20 protein-coding genes are annotated in these 21,424 nt (G+C 44.0%); 12 read left to right on the top strand and 8 right to left on the bottom strand.

Features of this window, described 5'->3' with window-relative positions; genetic code table 11:
* Window positions 1-58 precede the first annotated feature (58 nt).
* From GTK07_RS00290 to GTK07_RS00275, 4 genes are all read right to left on the bottom strand, one after another.
* The gene (locus tag GTK07_RS00290; protein ID WP_163631610.1) at window positions 59-382 is read right to left on the bottom strand and encodes a T9SS type A sorting domain-containing protein; all 324 of its coding nucleotides are present in this window, start codon (window positions 380-382) and stop codon (window positions 59-61) included.
* Window positions 383-514: 132 nt separating this feature from the next.
* The gene (locus tag GTK07_RS00285; protein ID WP_163631607.1) at window positions 515-826 is read right to left on the bottom strand and encodes a T9SS type A sorting domain-containing protein; all 312 of its coding nucleotides are present in this window, start codon (window positions 824-826) and stop codon (window positions 515-517) included.
* Between the two features lie 152 nt (window positions 827-978).
* Window positions 979-2,175 carry a multidrug transporter gene (locus tag GTK07_RS00280; protein WP_163631604.1) on the bottom strand — a complete coding sequence of 399 codons (1,197 nt, stop codon included), beginning with the start codon at window positions 2,173-2,175 and terminating at the stop codon, window positions 979-981.
* A gap of 21 nt (window positions 2,176-2,196) precedes the next feature.
* Complete coding sequence (locus GTK07_RS00275) at window positions 2,197-5,022, bottom strand: TonB-dependent receptor (RefSeq protein ID WP_163631601.1); 2,826 nt, start codon at window positions 5,020-5,022, stop codon at window positions 2,197-2,199.
* Window positions 5,023-5,210: 188 nt separating this feature from the next.
* On the opposite strand from GTK07_RS00275, the gene GTK07_RS00270 reads away from it, so the two are divergent.
* Both GTK07_RS00270 and GTK07_RS00265 read left to right on the top strand, forming a co-directional pair.
* Window positions 5,211-5,897, top strand: a complete 687-nt coding sequence (locus tag GTK07_RS00270; RefSeq protein ID WP_163631598.1) for a response regulator transcription factor — start codon at window positions 5,211-5,213, stop codon at window positions 5,895-5,897.
* The gene (locus GTK07_RS00265; RefSeq protein ID WP_163631593.1) at window positions 5,897-6,952 is read left to right on the top strand and encodes a sensor histidine kinase; all 1,056 of its coding nucleotides are present in this window, start codon (window positions 5,897-5,899) and stop codon (window positions 6,950-6,952) included. The genes GTK07_RS00270 and GTK07_RS00265 overlap by 1 nt, the downstream gene beginning before the upstream one ends.
* On the opposite strand, the gene GTK07_RS00260 is transcribed toward GTK07_RS00265, so the two are convergent.
* Window positions 6,877-7,989, bottom strand: a complete 1,113-nt coding sequence (locus GTK07_RS00260) for a glycosyltransferase (RefSeq protein WP_163633420.1) — start codon at window positions 7,987-7,989, stop codon at window positions 6,877-6,879. The two genes, GTK07_RS00265 and GTK07_RS00260, sit on opposite strands and share 76 nt — an antisense overlap.
* A gap of 85 nt (window positions 7,990-8,074) precedes the next feature.
* Here GTK07_RS00260 and trmB point away from each other — a divergent pair, with 85 nt between their 5' ends.
* From trmB to GTK07_RS00245, 3 genes are read left to right on the top strand one after another with little or no spacing between them, the layout of a single operon-like run.
* Window positions 8,075-8,743 carry a tRNA (guanosine(46)-N7)-methyltransferase TrmB gene (trmB, locus tag GTK07_RS00255; protein ID WP_163631590.1) on the top strand — a complete coding sequence of 223 codons (669 nt, stop codon included), beginning with the start codon at window positions 8,075-8,077 and terminating at the stop codon, window positions 8,741-8,743.
* Between the two features lie 10 nt (window positions 8,744-8,753).
* Window positions 8,754-9,383 (top strand): LysE family transporter, encoded by a 630-nt coding sequence (locus tag GTK07_RS00250; RefSeq protein ID WP_163631587.1) that lies wholly within the window; start codon window positions 8,754-8,756, stop codon window positions 9,381-9,383.
* Between the two features lies 1 nt (window position 9,384).
* Window positions 9,385-9,708, top strand: coding sequence for an MGMT family protein (locus GTK07_RS00245; RefSeq protein ID WP_163631585.1), 324 nt, complete (start codon window positions 9,385-9,387; stop codon window positions 9,706-9,708).
* Here the strand turns inward: GTK07_RS00245 and GTK07_RS00240 are convergent, their stop codons facing one another.
* Window positions 9,709-11,370 carry an amidase gene (locus GTK07_RS00240; RefSeq protein WP_163631582.1) on the bottom strand — a complete coding sequence of 554 codons (1,662 nt, stop codon included), beginning with the start codon at window positions 11,368-11,370 and terminating at the stop codon, window positions 9,709-9,711. It abuts the gene before it with no gap.
* A gap of 210 nt (window positions 11,371-11,580) precedes the next feature.
* Here GTK07_RS00240 and GTK07_RS00235 point away from each other — a divergent pair, with 210 nt between their 5' ends.
* From GTK07_RS00235 to GTK07_RS00205, 7 genes are all read left to right on the top strand, one after another.
* Complete coding sequence (locus tag GTK07_RS00235; RefSeq protein ID WP_119647994.1) at window positions 11,581-12,720, top strand: Mrp/NBP35 family ATP-binding protein; 1,140 nt, start codon at window positions 11,581-11,583, stop codon at window positions 12,718-12,720.
* A 2-nt stretch (window positions 12,721-12,722) separates the two neighbouring features.
* Window positions 12,723-12,962 carry a NifU family protein gene (locus tag GTK07_RS00230; protein WP_163631579.1) on the top strand — a complete coding sequence of 80 codons (240 nt, stop codon included), beginning with the start codon at window positions 12,723-12,725 and terminating at the stop codon, window positions 12,960-12,962.
* Window positions 12,963-13,026: 64 nt separating this feature from the next.
* Complete coding sequence (locus GTK07_RS00225; RefSeq protein ID WP_163631576.1) at window positions 13,027-14,085, top strand: NAD(P)/FAD-dependent oxidoreductase; 1,059 nt, start codon at window positions 13,027-13,029, stop codon at window positions 14,083-14,085.
* Between the two features lie 56 nt (window positions 14,086-14,141).
* A complete protein-coding gene (locus tag GTK07_RS00220) occupies window positions 14,142-14,474 on the top strand; it encodes a 2Fe-2S iron-sulfur cluster-binding family protein (RefSeq protein ID WP_119640327.1) in 333 nt (110 codons plus the stop codon).
* 63 nt (window positions 14,475-14,537) lie between these two features.
* Window positions 14,538-15,572: a TPM domain-containing protein gene (locus tag GTK07_RS00215; RefSeq protein WP_163631573.1), complete on the top strand. Its 1,035-nt coding sequence runs from the start codon at window positions 14,538-14,540 to the stop codon at window positions 15,570-15,572.
* A 52-nt stretch (window positions 15,573-15,624) separates the two neighbouring features.
* Complete coding sequence (locus GTK07_RS00210; RefSeq protein WP_163631570.1) at window positions 15,625-17,796, top strand: acylase; 2,172 nt, start codon at window positions 15,625-15,627, stop codon at window positions 17,794-17,796.
* An 18-nt stretch (window positions 17,797-17,814) separates the two neighbouring features.
* Window positions 17,815-19,485 carry a gamma-glutamyltransferase family protein gene (locus GTK07_RS00205; RefSeq protein WP_163631567.1) on the top strand — a complete coding sequence of 557 codons (1,671 nt, stop codon included), beginning with the start codon at window positions 17,815-17,817 and terminating at the stop codon, window positions 19,483-19,485.
* A 20-nt stretch (window positions 19,486-19,505) separates the two neighbouring features.
* On the opposite strand, the gene GTK07_RS00200 is transcribed toward GTK07_RS00205, so the two are convergent.
* Together GTK07_RS00200 and GTK07_RS00195 are read right to left on the bottom strand one after the other, a co-directional pair.
* Complete coding sequence (locus GTK07_RS00200) at window positions 19,506-20,147, bottom strand: hypothetical protein (RefSeq protein ID WP_163631564.1); 642 nt, start codon at window positions 20,145-20,147, stop codon at window positions 19,506-19,508.
* Between the two features lie 75 nt (window positions 20,148-20,222).
* Complete coding sequence (locus GTK07_RS00195; protein ID WP_235932394.1) at window positions 20,223-21,365, bottom strand: acyltransferase family protein; 1,143 nt, start codon at window positions 21,363-21,365, stop codon at window positions 20,223-20,225.
* Between the last annotated feature and the right edge of the window lie 59 nt (window positions 21,366-21,424).

The following is a 21,424-nucleotide window of genomic DNA, read 5'->3' as shown; positions in this document are numbered from 1 at the left end:
ATGGGTAAAATTACCCAAAAAAAAAGCCCCTTGGTAAAAGGAGATCAAAAGATCTTGTTTATTTCACGACCAGCTTTCGGGTCATGGTTTTTTTATCTTCCGTCACTTGGAGTACGTATACTCCAGGTACAAGTCGGGAAATGTCCAGGGTATTGGTATTGATCCTATCCGTTAACACAACTTCCCCGAAAACATCATAGATTTTGATGTCTTTGGATCCGTTGGATTCGGTGGTGATGTACACTTCATCTCCATAAGCCGGATTGGGGTACATCTTAAAACCCTTGAGCTCCTGAATGGGCTCGTTGTTTATGCTGACCAACTCCTGACCGTAAGTAAGTATAGGTAAAGCCATAAGTATAACAAAGTAGAGTTTCTTCATGAATGCAGATTTGGGGTAATGCGCAACGTAAAAGTAGACAAACAGCTATGCTTGACCCATTATTTGTTGTGAAACGGGCAAAAGTGTTGGGAAACTCCTAAAAATTGTGGTTTGTTGTAGGTGAAAACCGGGCTATTTGATGATTAACTTTCTGGTAGCCACTTTGTTGTTCTCAAAAACGCGAAGGATATATACCCCTTTGTCCAAGTTGGAAAGGTTGAGTTCCTTGCCTAAAATGGTGGTCTCCAAAACCTGGGTGCCAAGCACATCAAAGACCAATATTTTTTTGGGGGAATTCAAGGAAGTCTCAATGTAGACCTTACCTTGGGTAACAGGGTTTGGATAGAGCTTGAACCCATCAATATCGGCACTGCCCTTGGCATTTTCCTGAGAAAATCCGAGAGCACACACAAAAAAGAAAATGACGAGGTAAAAGTGCTTCATATGTTAATGGTTGCAAACGCTGTGCCACAAATATAAAAAAATTGTAACGCGATTGCGGAACCAATTGATGAATAAGGGGTTACTTTTCGATGAAATGCAAAAAAGAGGCCCCACCATTTGGTGGGGCCTTAAATTTTATTGTGATCTATGGCTTAGTTGATGCCAACGGTCCAACCAGCAGCCCAAGTAGCGTAATCGGTACCAGTTCCGTTTCCGACACCAGTAATTAAATCTGATTCGTTAAATACAGCTCCGGTATTATTTTCCATGGTGGTTGTAACGTTGTTAAAAGTAACGTTCACTATGTTCAAAAGGTCATCAAGAACCCCTTGTCCTGTTGGGTTGTCACCAGCATCACCGTCCAATCTGAAACCTTTACCAAAGTCGTTAAGTACAATGTTGGTGAAAGTTCCTTGTGTTCCAGCTCTTAATCTAACGGCTTCACTTCCGTCATTGGCACCAAAAACGGTAACGTTGGTAATGCTTGGGTTGGCATAATAACCACCTTCATTGCTGAAATCGGTATTGTAACCATCACATTCAAAAGCTTTATCGTGGATAGCACCATGTTGAATATAGGCATCCGTTACAGAACCGGCGAAACCTTCAGTCCAGTCGATGGAATCATCCTCGCAACTGACAACTACCAAATGGCTCGCTTCAACAGTTCCACCGAAGAATTCAAATCCGTCATCGGATCCTTCATATGCTTCTACGTAGTCAACAACGGTACCAGTACCAACAGCATAAAGGGAGAGGCTGTTCAACTCGGCATTACCATCTATGGCACCACCAGCATATTCAATTCGTACATATTTTACGATTCCAGAGTCGTCCCCAGGAGTATTTCCCCCGTAAGAAAGACCACCTACCTCTGTTGTTGCTGTATCTGTAGATCCATCTGCAGTTGAGTTAATTGGAGCCTTTCCGCAAAGCACAAGTCCGCCCCAGTTTCCTGAGCTAGGAGCACTTGCATTTGATGTAAAAATAATAGGGTTGATTGCAGTACCCTCAGCAACAATTCTAGCTCCTTGTTGAATGGCAATGTAGGCATTTACACCAACTGGTTCCGCTTTGATGGTCATCCCTGCGGGAACGGTGAAAGTTGCACCATCTGCAATAAGAACTGGACCAGTAATAATGTATTCAATTTCTGGATCCAATTCTAAGTCTGATGTATACACACCACTAAGGTTTACCGTAGTCGTTTCAGATCCACCATTTGATCCATTATTGGTGGTATTGTTCGTAACACTGTTATCATTGATAACAATATCTGCGGTATCGTCGGCTTCACAAGCAATGAACAAAGCGGCGGCTATACCTAAAAATAAAAACTTGTTTTTCATCTGTTTACGTTTAAAAAGGAATTAAAATTTATATTTAAGGGTTAGCCCAACGTTAACCCCAAGGTTATACTCTCTAATGATAACGTCACCAATACCGGTACCTTCCCTAACCAAGGAGACGTCTGGATTCAAAATGTTTTTTGCGGAAAGATTGGCTTCAAAATGCTCCCCGAAGGAGTTTTGCCAAACAAAGTTCAAGGTAGGTACTGCTTTCTCCACAATATTCCCCAAACTACCGGCTCCCAAAGAGAAGATACGGTCAGCGAAATAGGAGAAAGCAACGGTAGCTTTTGGCTTATAGCTACCAAAAACCGGACTATAGTTTAAATCGGCGTTGATGATAAATGGAGAAGCGCCTTCCAACTCATCGGAATCACGATCAAAGGCGGTACCAAAGGTATTTTCTGTTCCTGCGGGAATATCACGCAAATCCTGCTTGGTATGGGTGTAAGCGGCATTTAACCCTATTGATACTACTGCATTGTCTTCTGCATCCATCAAAATGTTTTTTCTGGCCTCTAGCTCTACACCATAAATATCAGCTTGATCACCTGTTCTAAAGTAACGCTGCGTACCGGTAGCATCGGCTGCTACAACTCGGTTAACAGGATCTTTGATGGTTTTGGCAAAAGCTGCCAATGAGATGATCTCACCTCTTTCCAAGAACCATTCATACTTAAGGTCGTAGTTGTAAACATCAGAGTAGGTAGGTCCATCGCCGTTCAATCCTCCCAATAGATCAGGGTTACCACCAACCCTTTGGGTCACTGATTCATAAACGAATGGAGCAACTTCCTTGAATTCGGGGAAAGATGCAGTTTTACTGAAACCTGCCCTAAGGTTTGAATTCTCGGTAACGGCATACCTTACGTTCAAACTAGGAAGGAAGATGTTTTCGTACACTTCCCTGAACCCAGGATCGGTAGCACTAATGTTGATTACATCGTACGCTACTTTCTGACTGAAGGATTCAACCCTTACTCCAGGCACCATGCTCAATTTATCCGTAAGCAAAAGTTCAGCGGAAGCAAACAAGGCATGTACATTCAAATTTCCTTTATAGGTATTTTCAGGAAGACCTGGACGGTTGGTATTTCCAATTTTGTTGCTGATCGGGTTTAGTACAATGGTGTTCCATAGACCTTCACCAGCTGGAATGTTGATGTTGGTGACATCAAAAATGGAATTGAAGTCATTAACATCGGTTACGGGAGTATTGTTTCTATCCACAATATCGTATCCATAACGAATACTATTGAACCTACGCTCTTTTCTTCTGCCGTTATATCCAAAATTGAACTTTACTTTTTCTGAAGCCTGATAGCCAAGATTCATGTAACTGTTCAACTCATCATCCTCAATACTTTGGAAAAAGCGCTGGTTATCAAATGGGATGTTGGTGTAGAATGATGGATTTGTATTGCTATCGTTATCTAAAGCGTATTGGTAATTTTCAAGTGTGAACCTTTTTCTGTCTGGCTCATCGGAGAAAACCTTATTAAAGCCAGCGCCCCAGTCGAAGGTTAGTTTTTCATCAAATACATGTTGACCAGTCAATTGGTTCACAAAGATCATATCCTGGTTGAACTGAACGTTCATTACGTAAAAACCTTCATCTGAGTTGAGTATCGCATCACGGTTAGTACCTTGTCCATTGATACCGTAATAACCTACTCTATCTGCTGCACTATTGATGAACAAAGAACTGAACTTCACTTTATGGTCGGAGTTAATTCTATAAGTAATATTGCCTAGTGCTGTAGTTGTTGTTTTATAAGCAAATTCCCTAACGTTAGGAAAATTGACTTTTAGAACGTTTGTAAAATCCCTGGCAGGACCTTCCAAAATTTCATATCCATTTGAGAAGCTAGCGGCTCCAAAGAAGCTCAATCTAGATTTTTCGTTATTGAAATCGAAGGAATATCCACCTTCAATGGCGCCAGACAAGTTAATCGGGTCCCAAGCGGCCACTGGGTCTACTTCATGTGAAAGGACAATTGCAAAAGGATCGTGGCTATATCTGTTATAAAAACCAAAATTACTGGTGCCCTCACTTTTTACAAAGTCCTCGCCAGCAGCATTGGTGTTGATTCCACCACCCACAGCTACTTCCAAATATCCGTCGCCAGTGTATTCCTTGGAATCGATGTTGACATTACCGGCAGCAAAATCCCCATAATAAGTTGGGCTATACGCTTTGCTTACCGCTACATTTTCAATGATGGATGATCCAAAAAGGTCCAAATTGATGTTCTTTTTGTTTACGTCATTGGAAGGTAATGAAAGACCGTTCATGGTCGTGTTCTGGTAACGGTCTCCCAAACCTCTCACATAAACATTACTTGATCCCTGCTGTTTAGAAATCCCTGAAATTTGGGCAACGGCAGCAGCGGCATCATCAATACCTTTTAAGGTAAGGGCCTCCGCACTGATTGCTTCTTGCATTACAAGGGCATTCTTTTGTTGTAGCAATAGGGCTACTTCAGAATCTTTACGTGCGGTTGTGGTTACTACTACTTCATCCAATCCAACACTGCTGGCACCCAAACCTGTGTTTATTTCGGTAACTTTTCCTGCTTCCACCACAACATTGGGAACTTCCAAAGTTTCATATCCCAAGAAGCTGAATACCAAAGTATAGGAACCTGGTGCAACATCGGGGATTTCAAAAAGACCATCAAAGTCGGAAGTGGTTCCCTTTGTGGTGCCTTTGATAAGAACGTTGGCAAAAGGAAGTGGTTCATTGTTTAGTTCCTTGTCCGTCAATTTACCTACAATGCTTCCGTTCTGCTGTGCGGAAGCTATTAAGGTGAAAAGGGAAAAGGCCACTATCAAATACGTTTTCATACGCGGTTGTATCTCTTTTAGATTTCGGGGCAAAGAAACGCGCAGGCTGTAAAAGCGATGTTAGCCCCACGTTAAGAGTTCTTTCGAGAAACGTTACAATAAGGTTATCAGATTAAATGAACGTTAAGCATTAATGCCATTAGTGTATTATCTTTACATTTGACGGATTAACACTGAAATACCATCCCATGAAAACCAAGGACATTAAGATCTTACTTGTTGACGATGAACCTGATATCCTGGAAATTGTAGGTTACAATCTTTCCGCCGAGGGCTATGAGGTCTTTACGGCCAAAAATGGCGCTGAAGGGGTTTCCAAGGCAAAAAAGAAACAACCACATCTTATCATTATGGATGTGATGATGCCGGAAATGGACGGTATTGAAGCTTGTGAAATGATCCGGAACACTCCGGGCCTCGAAAATACGATCATAGCCTTTTTAACCGCCCGTGGGGAAGATTATTCCCAAGTGGCCGGTTTTGATGCAGGTGCAGATGACTATATCACCAAACCCATAAAGCCAAAAGTATTGGTAAGCAAGGTAAAGGCTTTGCTACGCAGGTTGAAGGAGGAGAAAAAGGAAGTGGACGAAATTGTGAAGGTCGGAGAAATTGTAATCAACAGGGAAGAATACAAGATCGTGAACAACGGTGAGGAGATTGTGCTTCCCCGTAAAGAATTTGAGCTTTTGGCCCTTCTTACATCCAAGCCGAACAAAGTTTTTAAACGTGAAGTGATCCTGGACAAGGTTTGGGGGAACGAGGTGGTCGTAGGTGGCCGTACTATTGACGTGCATATTAGAAAACTACGCGAGAAAATCGGGGACGATCATTTTAAGACCGTTAAAGGGGTGGGGTATAAGTTTGTTCTCTGATGGCCATAAAACTAAGGAAATCATATAAGTTTGCCCTTAGGTCTTCCCTGGTCATCACCGTTTTAACAACCCTACTTTTTGTGCTTTTCCACATGGACCTTGGCCATATGGATTGGGCCTACACACTGTTATTCGCACTGATCAGTTTTGCCATATGTTTTACGGTTATCCAGGTTCGGGTAGAACGGTTCATTTATAGGAGGATCAAAAAGATCTATGACGATGTCACCTTGTTGGAATCCTCATCTTTTTCCTCTAAGCCAGTGACCACCGATATGAAAACGCTGACCGAGGAAATTGAAAGATTTGCCGAAGGAAAGAAAATAGAGATAGACACTTTAAAAATCAGGGAAGAATACCGAAAGGAATTTTTAGGAAACGTTTCCCACGAACTGAAGACCCCATTGTTTACTGTGCAAGGGTACATCCTTACCTTATTAGATGGTGCCATGCGTGACAAAAAACTCCGTGAAAAATATCTGGAAAGAGCTAACAAAGGGGTGGAACGCTTGATTTACATTGTTAAGGACCTAGATCTTATCACCAAGTTCGAAGCCGGTGAGCTGAAAGTGGAACGGGAAGATTTTGATGTCATCGAGCTTATTCAAAATACCTTTGATCTCTTGGAGATGAAGGCGGCTAAGAAACAGATCACCCTCACTTTCGACATGGAATATCCCAAACCCATTTATGTGAATGCCGATAGGGAAAAGATACAGCAAGTGATCAGTAACCTCTTGGTGAACTCTATTAAATACGGCCATTCCAATGGAACTACCGAAGTAAGTGTGGAAAACCTGATAAAAAACAAGGTAATCGTAAGGGTTACCGATAACGGGGTCGGAATTCCCAAACAACACATTCCAAGACTTTTTGAACGTTTTTACCGTGTGGACCAAAGTGGAAGTAGGACGGAGGGAGGTTCAGGATTGGGCCTTTCCATTGTGAAGCATATCATTGAGGCCCATGGGGAAAAAATTTATGTGGAAAGTGAGGTCGGGGTGGGATCCGAGTTTTCGTTCACCTTGGAAAAGACAGTGAACAAACCCGCATAATCCATAGGGGATTCAAACTGGGTAAGACCTTCAAAATCTTTCATTCTTGAAAGTTGTTCCAAGGAGAAATCATCCTGCTCGCAATACGGGACCAATTGCTGTTTTTCCAAGCGTTTTGCCAGATATTCTTGTTCGTACTGCCCCGGTGTGGGTATAAAAAAGGCCTTTTTTTCCAATTTGGCAAGGTCCATTACTGTGGTATACCCCGATCTGCAAAGTACTTTTTCACTTTGGTTGATAGACGTTCCCAACTCTGCCGATTTCATATAATTGTAGAGAATGATGGAACCTTTTTCTGTTTTGATTTCTTCCTTGGATTGTTCCCCTTCAATCTTTCCTTTCACAAAAAGGATGTTTCCTTCAAAACCTTGTAATTCCTTCAATAATTTTTCCTCCAAAAAAGTGCGTTGGGGTTCTGGTCCTGACAGCAGGACCATCAAATTATATTGTTTTGGGAGTTCCTTTTTTTCAAAACGACTCAATGGGCCCAAGTAGGCAATCTTCAATTTTGATTTTTTCAAATGGCCCAATTTTCCGGTGAGGTTAGGTTTTCCCTCAACATCGGGAACCCAGCAGGCATCAAATTTTTTGATTACTTTTTGATGCACCTTGGAACTCATCCAAGTGGTGTTTCCGGATAAGACGTTCAATTGATGGGTGATGAACACACAAGGCACCTTTTTGTAAAACACCCCCAACCTATTGTCTGAAATTATCCCATCCAATTTGTGTTCCTTCACCAAACGTTTCACTTCTTTTTTCTCCTTAGCTATGGCTTTCAGTACTTTTGGCGAATCCCAGATCATCTTGATCTTAAAATTCTTGGCCTTTTCGGCATAGGTGATTTTATAAGAAGAAAGTTCAAAGGAAGGAACATTAGGGAATTCCTTCTGCAAAAGGGACAATGCCACTCCATCTGAAGCGATGAAAGGTTGATGGCCGTGATCGATCAATGCCTGAATAATGGGGATGCATCTTGTGGCATGTCCCAATCCCCAGTTCAATGGGGCTACCAAGATTCGTTTGGAATTTTGCATAACCGCAAAAAAACAAAATGCCATTTGGTTATAGATTTCCTTAGTTTTGCGAAATCATTAAATTTTTGCACAAGAAAATTCGAAAGTGGGAAGTAAAAACAAACTAAAACGGTTCAAAGAAAACGAAACCTTTTACAATGTGGTCCAGCCCAAGCGGGACGAAGTGGTGGAAGGCTTCCAATATAAGGGAAATTGGGCCTCGTTTTTCGGCAATGACCATCCCATTGTGCTAGAATTGGGTTGTGGCAAAGGAGAATATACCGTTGGGCTTGCCAAAAGAAATCCTGATAAAAATTATATCGGCGTAGACATTAAGGGGGCCCGTTTTTGGAGGGGAGCCAAGATTGCCTTGGAAGAAAATCTGAAGAATGTGGGTTTTCTGCGTTCCCAAATAGAGTTGGTAGACCTCCTTTTCGGTCCTGGTGAAGTATCAGAAATCTGGATTACCTTCCCTGATCCACAGATCAAATACAAACGGACCAAACATCGGATGACCAACCCTGATTTTCTAAAAAAATACAAACATATTCTTAAACCCGATGGGGTGGTCAATCTAAAAACGGACAGTGAGTTTATGCATGGCTATACGCTTGGCCTCTTGCAAGGTTTGGGGCATGAGATTATCTACTCCAACCATGATGTGTACAAGAACGAAGGGGCTCCTTCGGAGGTTTTGGAGATTCAGACTTTCTATGAAAATCAGTATCTTGAAAAAGGAAAACCAATTACCTTCATCCAATTTAGGATTCACTGACCACTGATTCATGACCCATATCCTGATTCTTTTTTTTGCCACGTTTTCGGCTGCCTTTATGGCAACGGTGCCGCCCGGTCTGCTCAATATGAATGCAGCCAAGATCAGCGTGGAAAAAGGAAAATTGAACGGGGTCATTTTTAGCCTAGGGGTCTCTTCCATGATCATGATCCAGGCCTATGTGGCGGTTTTCATCTCTAAATTTTTATACCGAAACCCAGAGGTTATCGATATACTTCTAAAAATTGCCATTGCCATTTTTGCCTTTTTTGCTATCTATTTTTTCATTGTTGCCAAACAGAGAAAGGAAAAAAAGCTCAAAAAGGTGAACCTGAGTAAGAAGAACAGCTTTTTTAAAGGGGTTTTGTTGGCTGCCCTCAATCTATTGACCATTCCATATTACAGTGGACTAAACGCCATGTGGAACGAGGCAGGCTGGATCAAGTTCGAGGCCCAGGATATTACCACGTTTGTGGTCGCAGCAGGGACAGGGACCTTTGCCGTGCTCTATCTCTATACTTTCTATTTTGATAAGCTGGAGACCAAGACCAATCGTTTTTCGAAAAACTCAAATTATATCTTGAGTGCCTTGATGCTTTTGTTGTTGATTATCACCCTGATGCGTATTCTGTACCGATAACATGGAAGAGCTTAATTTTTTTGACAAGGTCTATCAAGTAGCAAGGGAGATTCCCTATGGTCGGGTTACCTCGTACGGGGCCATTGCCAAATATTTGGGGGCGGCACGCAGTGCCCGTATGGTAGGTTGGGCCATGAACAGTTCATCGGCCAAGGATGTACCGGCACACCGGGTGGTCAATCGAACCGGGGTATTGACTGGAAAACATCATTTTGGTGGCACCAACCTTATGCAACAACTCCTAGAAAATGAGGGTATCCAGATCAAGGACAACCAAATTGTCGACTTCCAAAAATACTTCTGGGACCCAGCCAAGGAGTTGTGATCAATACCCAGGGGGATGCAGCTCATCAAACTCCGAATGATCCTGAAAAGCCTTGGCCAACAAAAGAATACTGGCCTCGTCGTACAATTTGCCCACAAACGTCATGCTGGTCGGGTGGTTTTTCTTGTCCAGACCTGTGGGAATCGCAATAACGGGATGGCCCGTTAGATTGGTGGCGAGCAATTGATCATTGCCGAAGGAAGGGGATATCAACACATCATAATCTTTCATCAGATCCTGCATTTTCTGCATGAGCACTTGGCGTTGTCGGTTCGCTTGAAGATACTCCACAGCAGGGATAAATCGACTTTGGCGCAGCGAATTGGCCCTTGAGCGTTGGTCCTGTTCCACCATGAGGTCCACTTCTCCAGAGCGTACCAATTCATCAAAAAAGGCACCCGCTTCAGCTCTTAGGATAATATCGAAACCTCTAAAGGGAACATCTTCAGGAAGTTCCACCTCAGTGGGTTCAATGCCCATTTCTTTCAAGACTTTCAAGGCATTTCTCAAATTATCACCAGTGTCGGTAGTATCTTTTTCAATGTCCTTTTTCAGGTAGGCCACTTTAAGGGATTTCGCATCTTTGGTCCAATCCACACCAAAGGGCAGATTTTTGGTGGTCAAATCGTTCTTATCCTCACCTTGGATAACCGAAAATACGATGGCGCAGTCCTCGGCATTTCTGGCCAAGGGCCCCACTTTGTCCATGGACCAACTCAGGCTCATTACCCCATGTCGACTTACCCTTCCATAGGTGGGACGTAATCCCGTAACGCCGTTTCGGGTACTTGGTGAGGTGATGGAACCTAATGTTTCGGTTCCAAGGGCAAAGGGAACAAGTCCGGCAGAGGTTGCAGATCCGGAACCAGCAGAGGAACCTGTGGCCCCTTGTGTTATGTCCCATGGGTTTTTGGTTTTGCCACCAAACCAAACATCACCTCGGGCCAATGAACCGGAAACCAATTTAGCTACCAAAACCGCACCGGCATCTTCCAATTTTTGGATTACCGTAGCTGTTTGATCAATGACTTGATTTTTATAGGGCTCGGCGCCCCAAGTAGTGGTATAGCCAGGTACTGCCATCAAGTCTTTGGTGCCATAGGGGATGCCATGTAAAATGCCCCTGTATCTTCCTTGTTTGATTTCCTCATCGGCGCGTTTGGCCTGTGCCAATGCCAGACTATCGGTAATGCTGATGCTACATTGTAAGGTAGGTTGGTATTTTTTTAATCGATCAAGAAAAAATTGGGTCAACTCGGTTGAAGTGATTTTTTGATGCTTGATCAAAGAGGCCAGTTGTGGAATGGTATAAAAGGCCAGGTCGTCAAAACGTTCGGGTATTTCAACATAGTCAGGAATGTTCCAATCATTTCCATCCAACTGCTCTGGCATCTTAAAGCCAAAGGGCACGGGATCAAACCGAACGGCAGGGAACACATCATTGTCCAACGGGTATTTTCTGAGGGAATCAAACCCGGAAAGGTTCCTTTCCAAGTATGGATAAAGGGTGTCGATATCCTTTTTGGAAAAACTCAGGCCGATCAATTTTTCAGATCCTTTTACATCCTTTTTGGTGAAGCTATGTTTGCCCGATGAGCAGGAAAGCCAAAACAGGGAAATGGACAATAAAGCGAGATGGGGGAGTTTGGTGTTGCGCAACATGTTGGTAGTTGGTTAAATAAGTTCCTAAGCTACGGTTTTTTCATAAAAATGCCTTCCAAAGCCCTTCATTAATTGCTGGTGAATCTCCAATTGCAATTGGCAAATTTGTCCTTTTTTGAATTTCAACCTGCCTACTATAAAATCTAATCCCAACGCCGTATCTTTGTAGTTTAGAATCAGTTCAAACGACTGATGGTAAAAACAGGATACATGAAGTTGAAGAAAGTAGACATTCTTAAAGCACTGGAGAAAATATCTGCCCCTGGTGAAGGGCAGAACCTAGTGGAGAGCGGAGCGGTTACCAATGTACAGGTATTTGGTGATGAGGTTGAGGTAGATGTGACCATCAAAAATCCAAGTCTTCAGGCCAAAAAGAAAACAGAAGTGGAGATATTGAAGATCATCCACAGCGAGGTATATGAAAAAGCCAAGATCAAGGTTAACCTAAAGGTTGATGCCCCGGCCAAGCCCAAGGTGAACCAAATTAAGGGGAATCCCATTCCCGGAATTCAAAATATCATTGCCGTTGCATCTGGCAAGGGAGGCGTGGGTAAATCTACCATTACGGCCAATTTGGCGGTCACATTGGCCAAAATGGGCTTTAAGGTAGGCTTGTTGGATACCGATATTTACGGACCATCCATGCCTATCATGTTCGATGTGGCCAACGAAAAACCTTTGTCCATCAATGTGAATGGTAAGGCAAAGATGAAACCCATTGAAAATTATGGGGTAAAACTCTTGTCCATTGGATTTTTCACCCAGCCTAACCAAGCGGTGATTTGGAGAGGCCCCATGGCCGCAAAGGCGTTGAACCAAATGATCTTTGATGCCCATTGGGGGGAATTGGACTTTTTATTGTTGGATTTACCTCCGGGCACGGGAGACATCCATTTGAGCATTATGCAATCCTTGCCCGTAACCGGCGCGGTGGTGGTGAGCACGCCACAGGAAATTGCCCTGGCCGATGCCAGAAAAGGTGTTGCCATGTTCCAACAGGAGGCCATAAATGTGCCTGTTTTGGGAATTGTGGAGAATATGGCCTACTTTACCCCGGAAGAATTGCCTGATAACAAATATTATATCTTTGGACAAAACGGTGCCAAAAACTTGGCGGAAGACCTAGATGTTCCATTCTTGGGAGAAATGCCATTGGTGCAGAGCATAAGGGAAGCGGGGGATGTGGGAAGACCGGCAGCCCTCCAGACAGCCTCACCTATTGAGGAAGCTTTTGAGGAGTTGACCAAAAACGTGGTGCAGGAACTGGTACGTCGCAATACGGACCTTCCTCCTACCGAAGCAATCAAGATTACAACAATGGCTGGTTGTTCGGCCGTTAAAAAGAAATAAGTATGACTTCAGAAGAAATTAAGAGCAACGTGGAAAAAGCCTTGGATGAAATTCGACCTTTTCTCCAGAGTGATGGTGGTGATATTACCTTGATATCCATTGACAACGATAACTCGGTTAAAGTACGTTTGGAAGGGAACTGTATCGCATGTAGTGTCAATCAGATGACCTTGAAGAGTGGAGTGGAAATGACCATAAAAAAGTATGCTCCTCAAATTGAAGAAGTTATCAGTGTGGGCTAACTGACAAAAATCATAATTACTTCCTTGGGCAAGCAGTAAGTTGCACGCCAAAATTTTTTTGTAGATGATCAAAACCGATATACTGATTATTGGAGCGGGACCTACGGGTCTCTTTGCTGTTTTTGAAGCAGGCCTGTTGCAATTGAAATGCCATTTGATTGATGCCTTGCCGCAACCCGGTGGGCAGTGCTCCGAGATTTATCCCAAAAAACCCATTTACGATATCCCCGGTTTTCCCGAAGTGTTGGCTGGGGAGTTGGTGGACAATCTGATGGAACAGATCAAACCCTTTCAACCTGGGTTTACCTTGGGAGAGCGGGCCGAAACCATTGATAAGTTGGAGGACGGCACTTTTGTGGTCACAACCAATAAAGGCACCAAACACCATGCTCCTGTGGTGGCCATTGCTGGTGGACTTGGGAGTTTTGAGCCTCGAAAACCTATTTTGGACAACTTGGCCAAATATGAGGAGGATGGAGTGGCCTATATGATCAAAGAACCGGAAATATATCGCGGTAAAAAGGTGTTGCTCGCCGGAGGAGGGGATTCTGCCCTCGACTGGTCCATTTTCTTGGCCGATGTGGCCGATCAGGTTACGTTGGTACACCGAAGAAATGAATTTCGGGGAGCCTTGGATTCCGTTGAAAAGGTACAGCACTTGAAAAATGAAGGAAAGATCAATCTGATGACCCCTTCTGAAGTAGTGGCCCTTCATGGAGAGGATATGCTAGAGAAAGTTACCGTCCAGAATGTGGATACTTTGGAAGAAACCGAGGTGGAAGTCGATCATTTTATCCCATTATTTGGACTTTCCCCAAAACTCGGACCCATTGCCGATTGGGGATTGGAAATAGAGAAGAATGCCATCAAGGTGAACAACTCCTACGATTATCAAACCAATGTTCCCGGTATCTATGCCATTGGTGATGTGAATACCTACCCAGGTAAGCTAAAATTGATCTTGTGTGGGTTCCACGAAGCCACTTTAATGTGCCAAAGTGCCTATCAACGTATCTTCCCCGATAAAAAATATGTCATGAAGTATACCACGGTTGGGGGTGTCACTGGTTTTGATGGCAGCAAGAAAGAGGCACCAAAGGCTGTTGTTAAATCTATCGATTAAAAATAAAGCAGTAGTTAAAACGTTAAGGAAACTCAGGCATAGATTTCCAAATAGGTATGAGCGATATAAAACTAAAGATTATTGATAGGGAAGGCGTACTCCACGAAGTGGATGCCCCCACGGATATGAACATGAACCTGATGGAGGTCGTACGTTCCTACGAGTTGGCCCCAGAGGGTACCATCGGTATTTGTGGGGGGATGGCCATGTGTGCTTCCTGTCAATGTTACGTGCTTTCCGATCACCAACTTCCTGAAAAATCCGATGATGAGGAAGCCATGTTGTCCGAGGCCTTTTTTGTAAAGGACAATAGCCGTTTGGGCTGCCAGATCCATATGACCGACGATTTGGACGGACTGGAAGTGGAATTGGCCCCTGCCGAGGATTAGATCAAAACATCCATTCATACATTTTCAATAGCAGACGATTCGACTTTCCCGTATCTTAGGGTCATGGGAAAGACGCTGGTTTTCTGCTATTTGGTACTGCTGTCCATTTTTGGGTTTTCCCAAGAGAAGTACCCCCAGCTTGACCAAATTGTTACGGACAACGCAGGTATTTTCACCTCCGAACAATTAGAAGGCCTTCGAAGCAAGCTCACACAATTTGAAACCGAGACGACCAATCAATTGGTCATTCTGACCATTAATGACTTGGGAGGGGGGACCATTGAAGAATACGCCAACGGGGTATTCAATCAGAATAAATTGGGTCAGGCGGGCAAGGACAACGGTCTACTCATCCTCTTTTCCAAAAATGATAGGGAAGTCCGAATAGAAGTAGGCTACGGTTTGGAACCCTTCATTACGGATGTGGTGGCGTCCCGCATCATCCGCAATACCATGATCCCCAAATTCAAGGAGGAAGATTACTTCGGAGGTCTTGATGAAGCATCGGATCAACTTATCGAATTGTTGAAGAACCCCGATGCTTTGGCCGAATTCAATAAGGAAATGGAAGCGGAGAACCAACTCCCGTGGTGGGGCTATGTGTTGCTGATGGTTTTCCTCTCCTTTTTTATGGTCCCTGGCGGATTTGTTTTTTACAAAGGCTATTCCGGTTTAATTGAAATGTTTAGGGGCATCATGATAGGGAAACTGGGACTTTTTCCAGGAGTGTTCATGATTTTTGCCGGGTTGTTGCAGGTATTTTTTGGCTTGATTTTCATTGGGGTACCCTTGTTCTTTTTGGCGACGATCATGGGCATTACCTTTGATGAAGAAGTGCTATTTGGGAGCGTCGGATGGGTCATTTATGGGATAATCGGGTTTTTCCTTCTCACCATATTGTTAGCCGTTTTAAAGATACAGATCAAGGGTAAGGAAGATTTCAAACTTTCTTGGTTCAAGTCCGATAAAACCTATATGGGCAAGACCTTCTCATCTTCGGGGAGCCATTCCTTTGGCTCCAGTTCAAGTGGAAGGTCCAGCAGTTTTTCAGGTGGTGGGGGAAGATCTGGCGGCGGCGGCTCCAGCGGTAGTTGGTAAATGATGTGGAAAACCCGTATTTTAACAAGATAAAACAAAACCAACCCCCAAGATGAGACCACTCGCCATTCTCACAATACTGCTTTTAAGTTTTTCGTGTACCCAAAAACCTCAGACAGAAATTGAGGAATGGAAGGCGCAAGCCAAGGACATCACCATCATCAGGGACGATTTTGGCGTTCCGCACATCTATGGAAAAACCGATGCCGATGCCGTTTTTGGACTCTTGTACGCCCAGTGCGAAGATGATTTTAATCGGGTGGAGCAAAATTACATCTGGGCCACAGGCCGTTTGGCCGAAGTAGAGGGAGAAGAGGCACTTTACAGTGATCTTAGGGCCAAATTGTTCATGACGGAGGAAGAAGCCAAGGCCAATTATGAAAAAAGTCCCGAATGGTTAAAGCAGCTTTGCGATGCCTTTGCGGACGGAATAAACTACTTCCTCTATACCCATCCCGAGGCAAAACCCAAATTGCTCACCCGATTTGAACCTTGGATGCCCATGTACTTTAGTGAAGGGTCCATCGGCGGGGATATCGAACGCATATCCACCCGAAAAATCCAGACGTTTTACGAAAGTGGTATGGAAATTCCAGAAATGGAATTGCTCCAACAGAAGAAAAAGGAAGAAATGGCAGAGCCTAAAGGATCCAACGGGATTGCCATTTCTGGGGATTTGACCCAATCCGGTAATGCCATGTTGCTCATCAACCCCCATACATCATTTTACTTTCGGGGTGAAGTACATGTGGTCAGTGAAGAAGGGTTGAACGCCTATGGCGCTGTCACCTGGGGACAGTTTTTTGTGTACCAGGGATTCAATGAAAAAACGGGTTGGATGCATACGTCTACCTATACTGATGTGATGGATGAATTCAAGGAAACCCTTGTAAAAAATGATGGAAAACTGTTCTATCAGTATGGAGAAGAACTGCGTCCCGTGGATTCCACCAGCGTGACTTTGAAATACAAGGAAGGCGAAGCACTCAAAGAGAAAACCTTTCCGATGTACAGGACCCATCACGGTCCTATCACCCATGTTGCGGACGGACAATGGACGGCTTCTGCCATGATGTGGGAACCCGTAAAAGCCTTGGAGCAATCTTACATTCGAACCAAACAGGAGGGATATACCGGTTTCCGTAAAATGATGGACATTCGGACCAATTCTTCCAACAACACTGTGTATGCCGATGCCGAAGGGAACATTGCCTATTTCCATGGAAATTTTATTCCGAAGCGGGACACCATTTTTGATTATGACCAACCTGTTGATGGCAGCAATCCCAAGACCGACTGGCAAGGGCTTCATACGGTGGATGAGAATATTTTGGTGTTGAACCCCAAAAATGGGTGGATACAGAATTGCAACTCAACACCCTTTACATCGGCTTTGGAATACAGCCCGAAAAAAGAAGATTACCCCAATTACATGTCACGTGACCAAGAAAATTTCAGGGGCGTTCACGCCATTGAATTGTTGACCGGACGAAGCGGTTATACCTTGGACAGTCTGATACAATTGGCGCACGATCCGTATCTACCTGCATTCAATACGTTGATTCCAGGTCTGGTGAAAGCCTACGATGCCTATCCGACTCCTGAATTGAAGGAACCCATTGAAACCCTGAGGCAGTGGGATTTTACAACATCCAAGGAATCGGTGGCCATGACCCTGGCACATTATTACGGTATGCTTTGTTATTCAAAGGCAGAAAGACCCGAAGGCACGTATTCCATGCAATGGGTAGAGTATTGGGGAAGTGATTGGCCCGATGACCAAAAGTTGGGCCTGTTCACAGAAGCTGTAGAAAAATTGAAATCCGATTTCGGCACTTGGAAAATGCCTTGGGGAGAGGTCAATCGATATCAACGTTTGAACGGGGATATCCGTCAGGCTTTTGATGATGCCAAACCCAGCATCCCCATTGGTTTTGCCAGTGGTACTTGGGGGGCTTTGGCTGCATATGGTGCCCGTTACGACAACAATACAAAAAAAATCTATGGAACCCGGGGCAACAGTTTTGTGGCCGTGGTGGAGTTTGGAGATAAGGTGAAAGCTAAGACCATGTTGGCGGGCGGACAAAGTGGAGACCCCAATTCCCCCCATTTTAATGACCAGGCCCAGCGCTATGCGGATATTCAATGGAAGGATGCCGCCTTCTATAAAGAAGATGTTCTAAAACGGGCCGAGGCTACCTATCACCCTGGAGAAAAACAGTAAATGACCAAATTACCTACCATGTATAAAAAATCGATTTGCCTGCTTGCTTCACTATTTATAGTGACCCTTTCCTGTAAAGAAAAAACCGATAAATCAGTCAACAATCCCAATTTGACCATTGTGGATGATGGAGATCCACAAGTTTCCATTTCTGAAAATGGTGCCGTGGCGGCTGCCCATCCGTTGGCAACGGAGGCTGGGGTAGAAATGCTGGAGAAAGGAGGCAATGCCATTGATGCAGCCGTGGCCGCGGCCTTTGTGCTTTCAGTGGTGGAGCCTAGCATGTCGGGGTTGGGAGGAAGGTTGCAGGCCATTGTGATGACTTCCAATGGAAAAATTTCAGGGGTGGATGCCACTACCCAAGCCGGAATTGATTACGATCCCGAAACAGCACCCAAAGGTCAGTATGGATATGCTACCATTGGCGTTCCCGGAGTGGTGAAGGGCTTGACCAAATTGTTGTCGGACTATGGAACTCTGGATTTGGAAACAGTGATGCAGCCTGCCATCAAACATGCCGAAGAAGGTTTTAATGTGTTGCCTGGCGAAGCCTTACGCCAATCCATGGCCATGGATAAGATCAAAGAATTTACAGGAACTTCCAAATACTTTATGAACGGGGATACCACTTATGTGGAAGGAAGCCGTTTGGTGCAAAAAGACTTGGCCCATACCCTTAAATTGATTGCCAAGGAAGGGGAAAAGGTGTTTTATGAAGGTGAAATCGCCAAAAAAATAGTGGACGATGTGCAAAAGCACGGAGGCACCTTGAGCATGGCCGCCATGGCAGAGTATCAGGCCAGGGATGCAGATATGGTTGAAGGATCATATAGGGGATTTGGACTCCATGGATTATTTATTCCATCTTATGGGGCCATTACGATTGAAATGCTACAGGTCCTTGAAAATTTCGATTTGGCAGATGTACCGGAAACCACCTGGGCGGAACTGGTGTACCAAGCCAATGTGAAGGCCTATGAAGATCGTTATGGCCAAAAGGATTTGGAAGTAGGCAAGAAGCTGACCTCCAAGGAATATGCCAAGACCTTGGCAGAGGCCATGGTACCTTTTCCTACCCAGCAGGCAGCCATGAATTGGGATCGACCTGCATCTTGGACGGAAAATGGGCACACCACCCATTTATCCGTAGCTGATGCCCAAGGAAATGTAATTGCTTTGACCCAGTCCTTGGGCCCTATCATGGGGTCAAAAGTGGCCACAGAAGGACTTGGATTTGTATATGCCGCCACTTTGGGAGGCTATCTGGGCGATATGAAACCTGGCGAACGGGCAAGTTCGCACATTAGCCCATTCATCATTACCAAAAAAGGAAAACCATTTCTGGTATTGGGTGCTGCTGGCGGAAGCAGGATCGTGACTGCTGTGGCCCAGGTGACCAGTAGGGTTTTGGATCAAAAAATGCCCTTGAACAAGGCCTTGGGCGCCGCCCGCGTGCATACAGGAGATACATTGATATTGGCCGAAACCCATCCCGGTACGTGGACGTTGGATGATATCAAACAGTTTAAGGAAGATGGTTTCATGGTAGAAGAAGTGGATCAACCAGGTCGTTTCGGTAGGGTTCATGCCGTGATGATGGATACCCTTACCGGAAAATGGATCGGAGCTGCAGACCCGGATTGGGAGGGTACGGCAGAAAGTCCGACTACTTTGGGAAAAGTAGAATAAAGGACAATAGGGGGAAGCGGTTATTCTTCTTCCTTGATAATTATAAGACTGGCCTTGGATCCTGTGGAAAGGTTCCATCGGTTGTTGTGGATTACCTCTCCTTTATCATCCGTAACCACCACTTGGGCAGTATTGGGGCCTGATGAACCTTGGTTCAAGGCTTCAAACTCAATCCGGTTAAAACCTTGTGTCAAATCAATATTGATTCCTTTAAAAGCTCCTGTCAGCAGTAGGTTGTATTCCACCACTTCACCATTCAAATAGATTTTGATGCGGTCACCATCAACATATTCATGGTCTCTACAAACGATACCCACAAACTTGGCATTGGTCTTAAAATCGCCAAGATATTGGTCGCCAAAATGCTCCTTGGAACCCTTTTTTTCCTTTTCACCCACTTTCGGGTCAATATCCATGTCGTAACCAGCCTGTAACAACTCTTTATCCGGCAACATTTTAACACCGGGCTTATTGTTTTTGGAGGCAAAGTTCTCATCTATTACGGATGGCATCCGAAGGGAAGTGCCTTGATTGCTCGCCTTAATGTCTAAGTTGTTGTTCTTGCCAATCTCTAGTGGCTTTGTCGTGGGTAGGTCCGATTGTGCCCATAAAGTGGAAATCCCCAAAATGAATCCCATTAAAACAAAAACATACTTTTTCATGGCAAGATTGAGCTATTTACAAAAATAAAAGTAGCAAATACCTTGCCATGAAGTATATAAATTGAAGTTAAATCGTTAACCTGCAGGCGTTTTCTTCTTTCCCTTCAACCCAAATAAAGGATGTAGAAATGGAATCCTTAAAATAATAAGATCATAGATCAACCAACTGATTCCGAATGTGCCCACTATTAAAATGAAGGCTTTGGGCACAAATCCCCAATCGAGGTTCATGAGGTAATAACCAATTCCCACGGTTATAGTCTGGTGTAAAATATAAAAGGGATACACCGCACGGTTTGCATAGGCAATGCCCTTGCTAGGTCTGTTCAGGTATTGGGCAGCATAGGCGAAAAGGACCAAGATCCACGACCAAATGTTCACCACCTTGAGCATGGCTTCGGTAAAATGGATTACATAACCATCTTCAAAAAATAACCAGATGATCAATTGTCCCGTAAAGCCAATGATACCCAAGGCCAAGGCCTTGTATTTTATTCGGGCCAATGTTTCCCAAAAAGCCTCTCCTGTGGCAATCAACACAAAGCCATAGAAAAATAGGATGATACTAAAAATGAAGTTGAACCAATCATCCACCAAGGCATGGGTTATAGGAAAAAAAGGTTCCACCAAGGATTCCACAAAATATAAGGGAATCACAAACATGTAGATGCCCCAGGTTTTTTGGATCATTCTTTTGACCCAATCGATAAAACGGGTATTGTGTTTTCTGAGGTAGAAGAAAATGGGCGACAAGATCCATGAAAAAACCAACAAATAGGGCAAGAACCATAGATGGTGCCAGCTAATGTTCCCTTCAGGGTAGACACCTTTGAAAGCAATGGTGGTAAAGTATTGATAGTAGGATCCACTGAATTCGCCATCGGCCAATCGTTCAAAATAAACCTGTGGTGGAACGATCAAGATCATCCCGACAACCAATGGAATACCTAATCGGAGAAATCGCTCCAAAACGAATTTTCCCCAAGATCTTTTCCCGAGGGCATAGTACGTGCCCATTCCTGAAATTACAAATAGAATAGGAAGACGCCACTGGTTCAAGAACATCATCGGCCAACGGAGCCAGTCATAAATTACATTGTTTTTTACATGCCATCCCCAAGGCACAAAAAACATACCCACATGGTAAAAAATAAGTAAAGCAAAGACGATTACACGAAGCCAGTCTAGGTCATATCGGCGAATTGGTTTTTCCATCATTGAAAAGTTTTTGCCAAAATTGTAAAGAGCCTTTCAAAAACCGATATTTTTTGGAGAGG

Source organism: Flagellimonas sediminis (assembly GCF_010500845.1).
Lineage (GTDB): Bacteria > Bacteroidota > Bacteroidia > Flavobacteriales > Flavobacteriaceae > Flagellimonas > Flagellimonas sediminis.
Note: the sequence above shows the minus strand (reverse complement) of the source record. Positions and strands in the feature narration are given on the sequence as shown.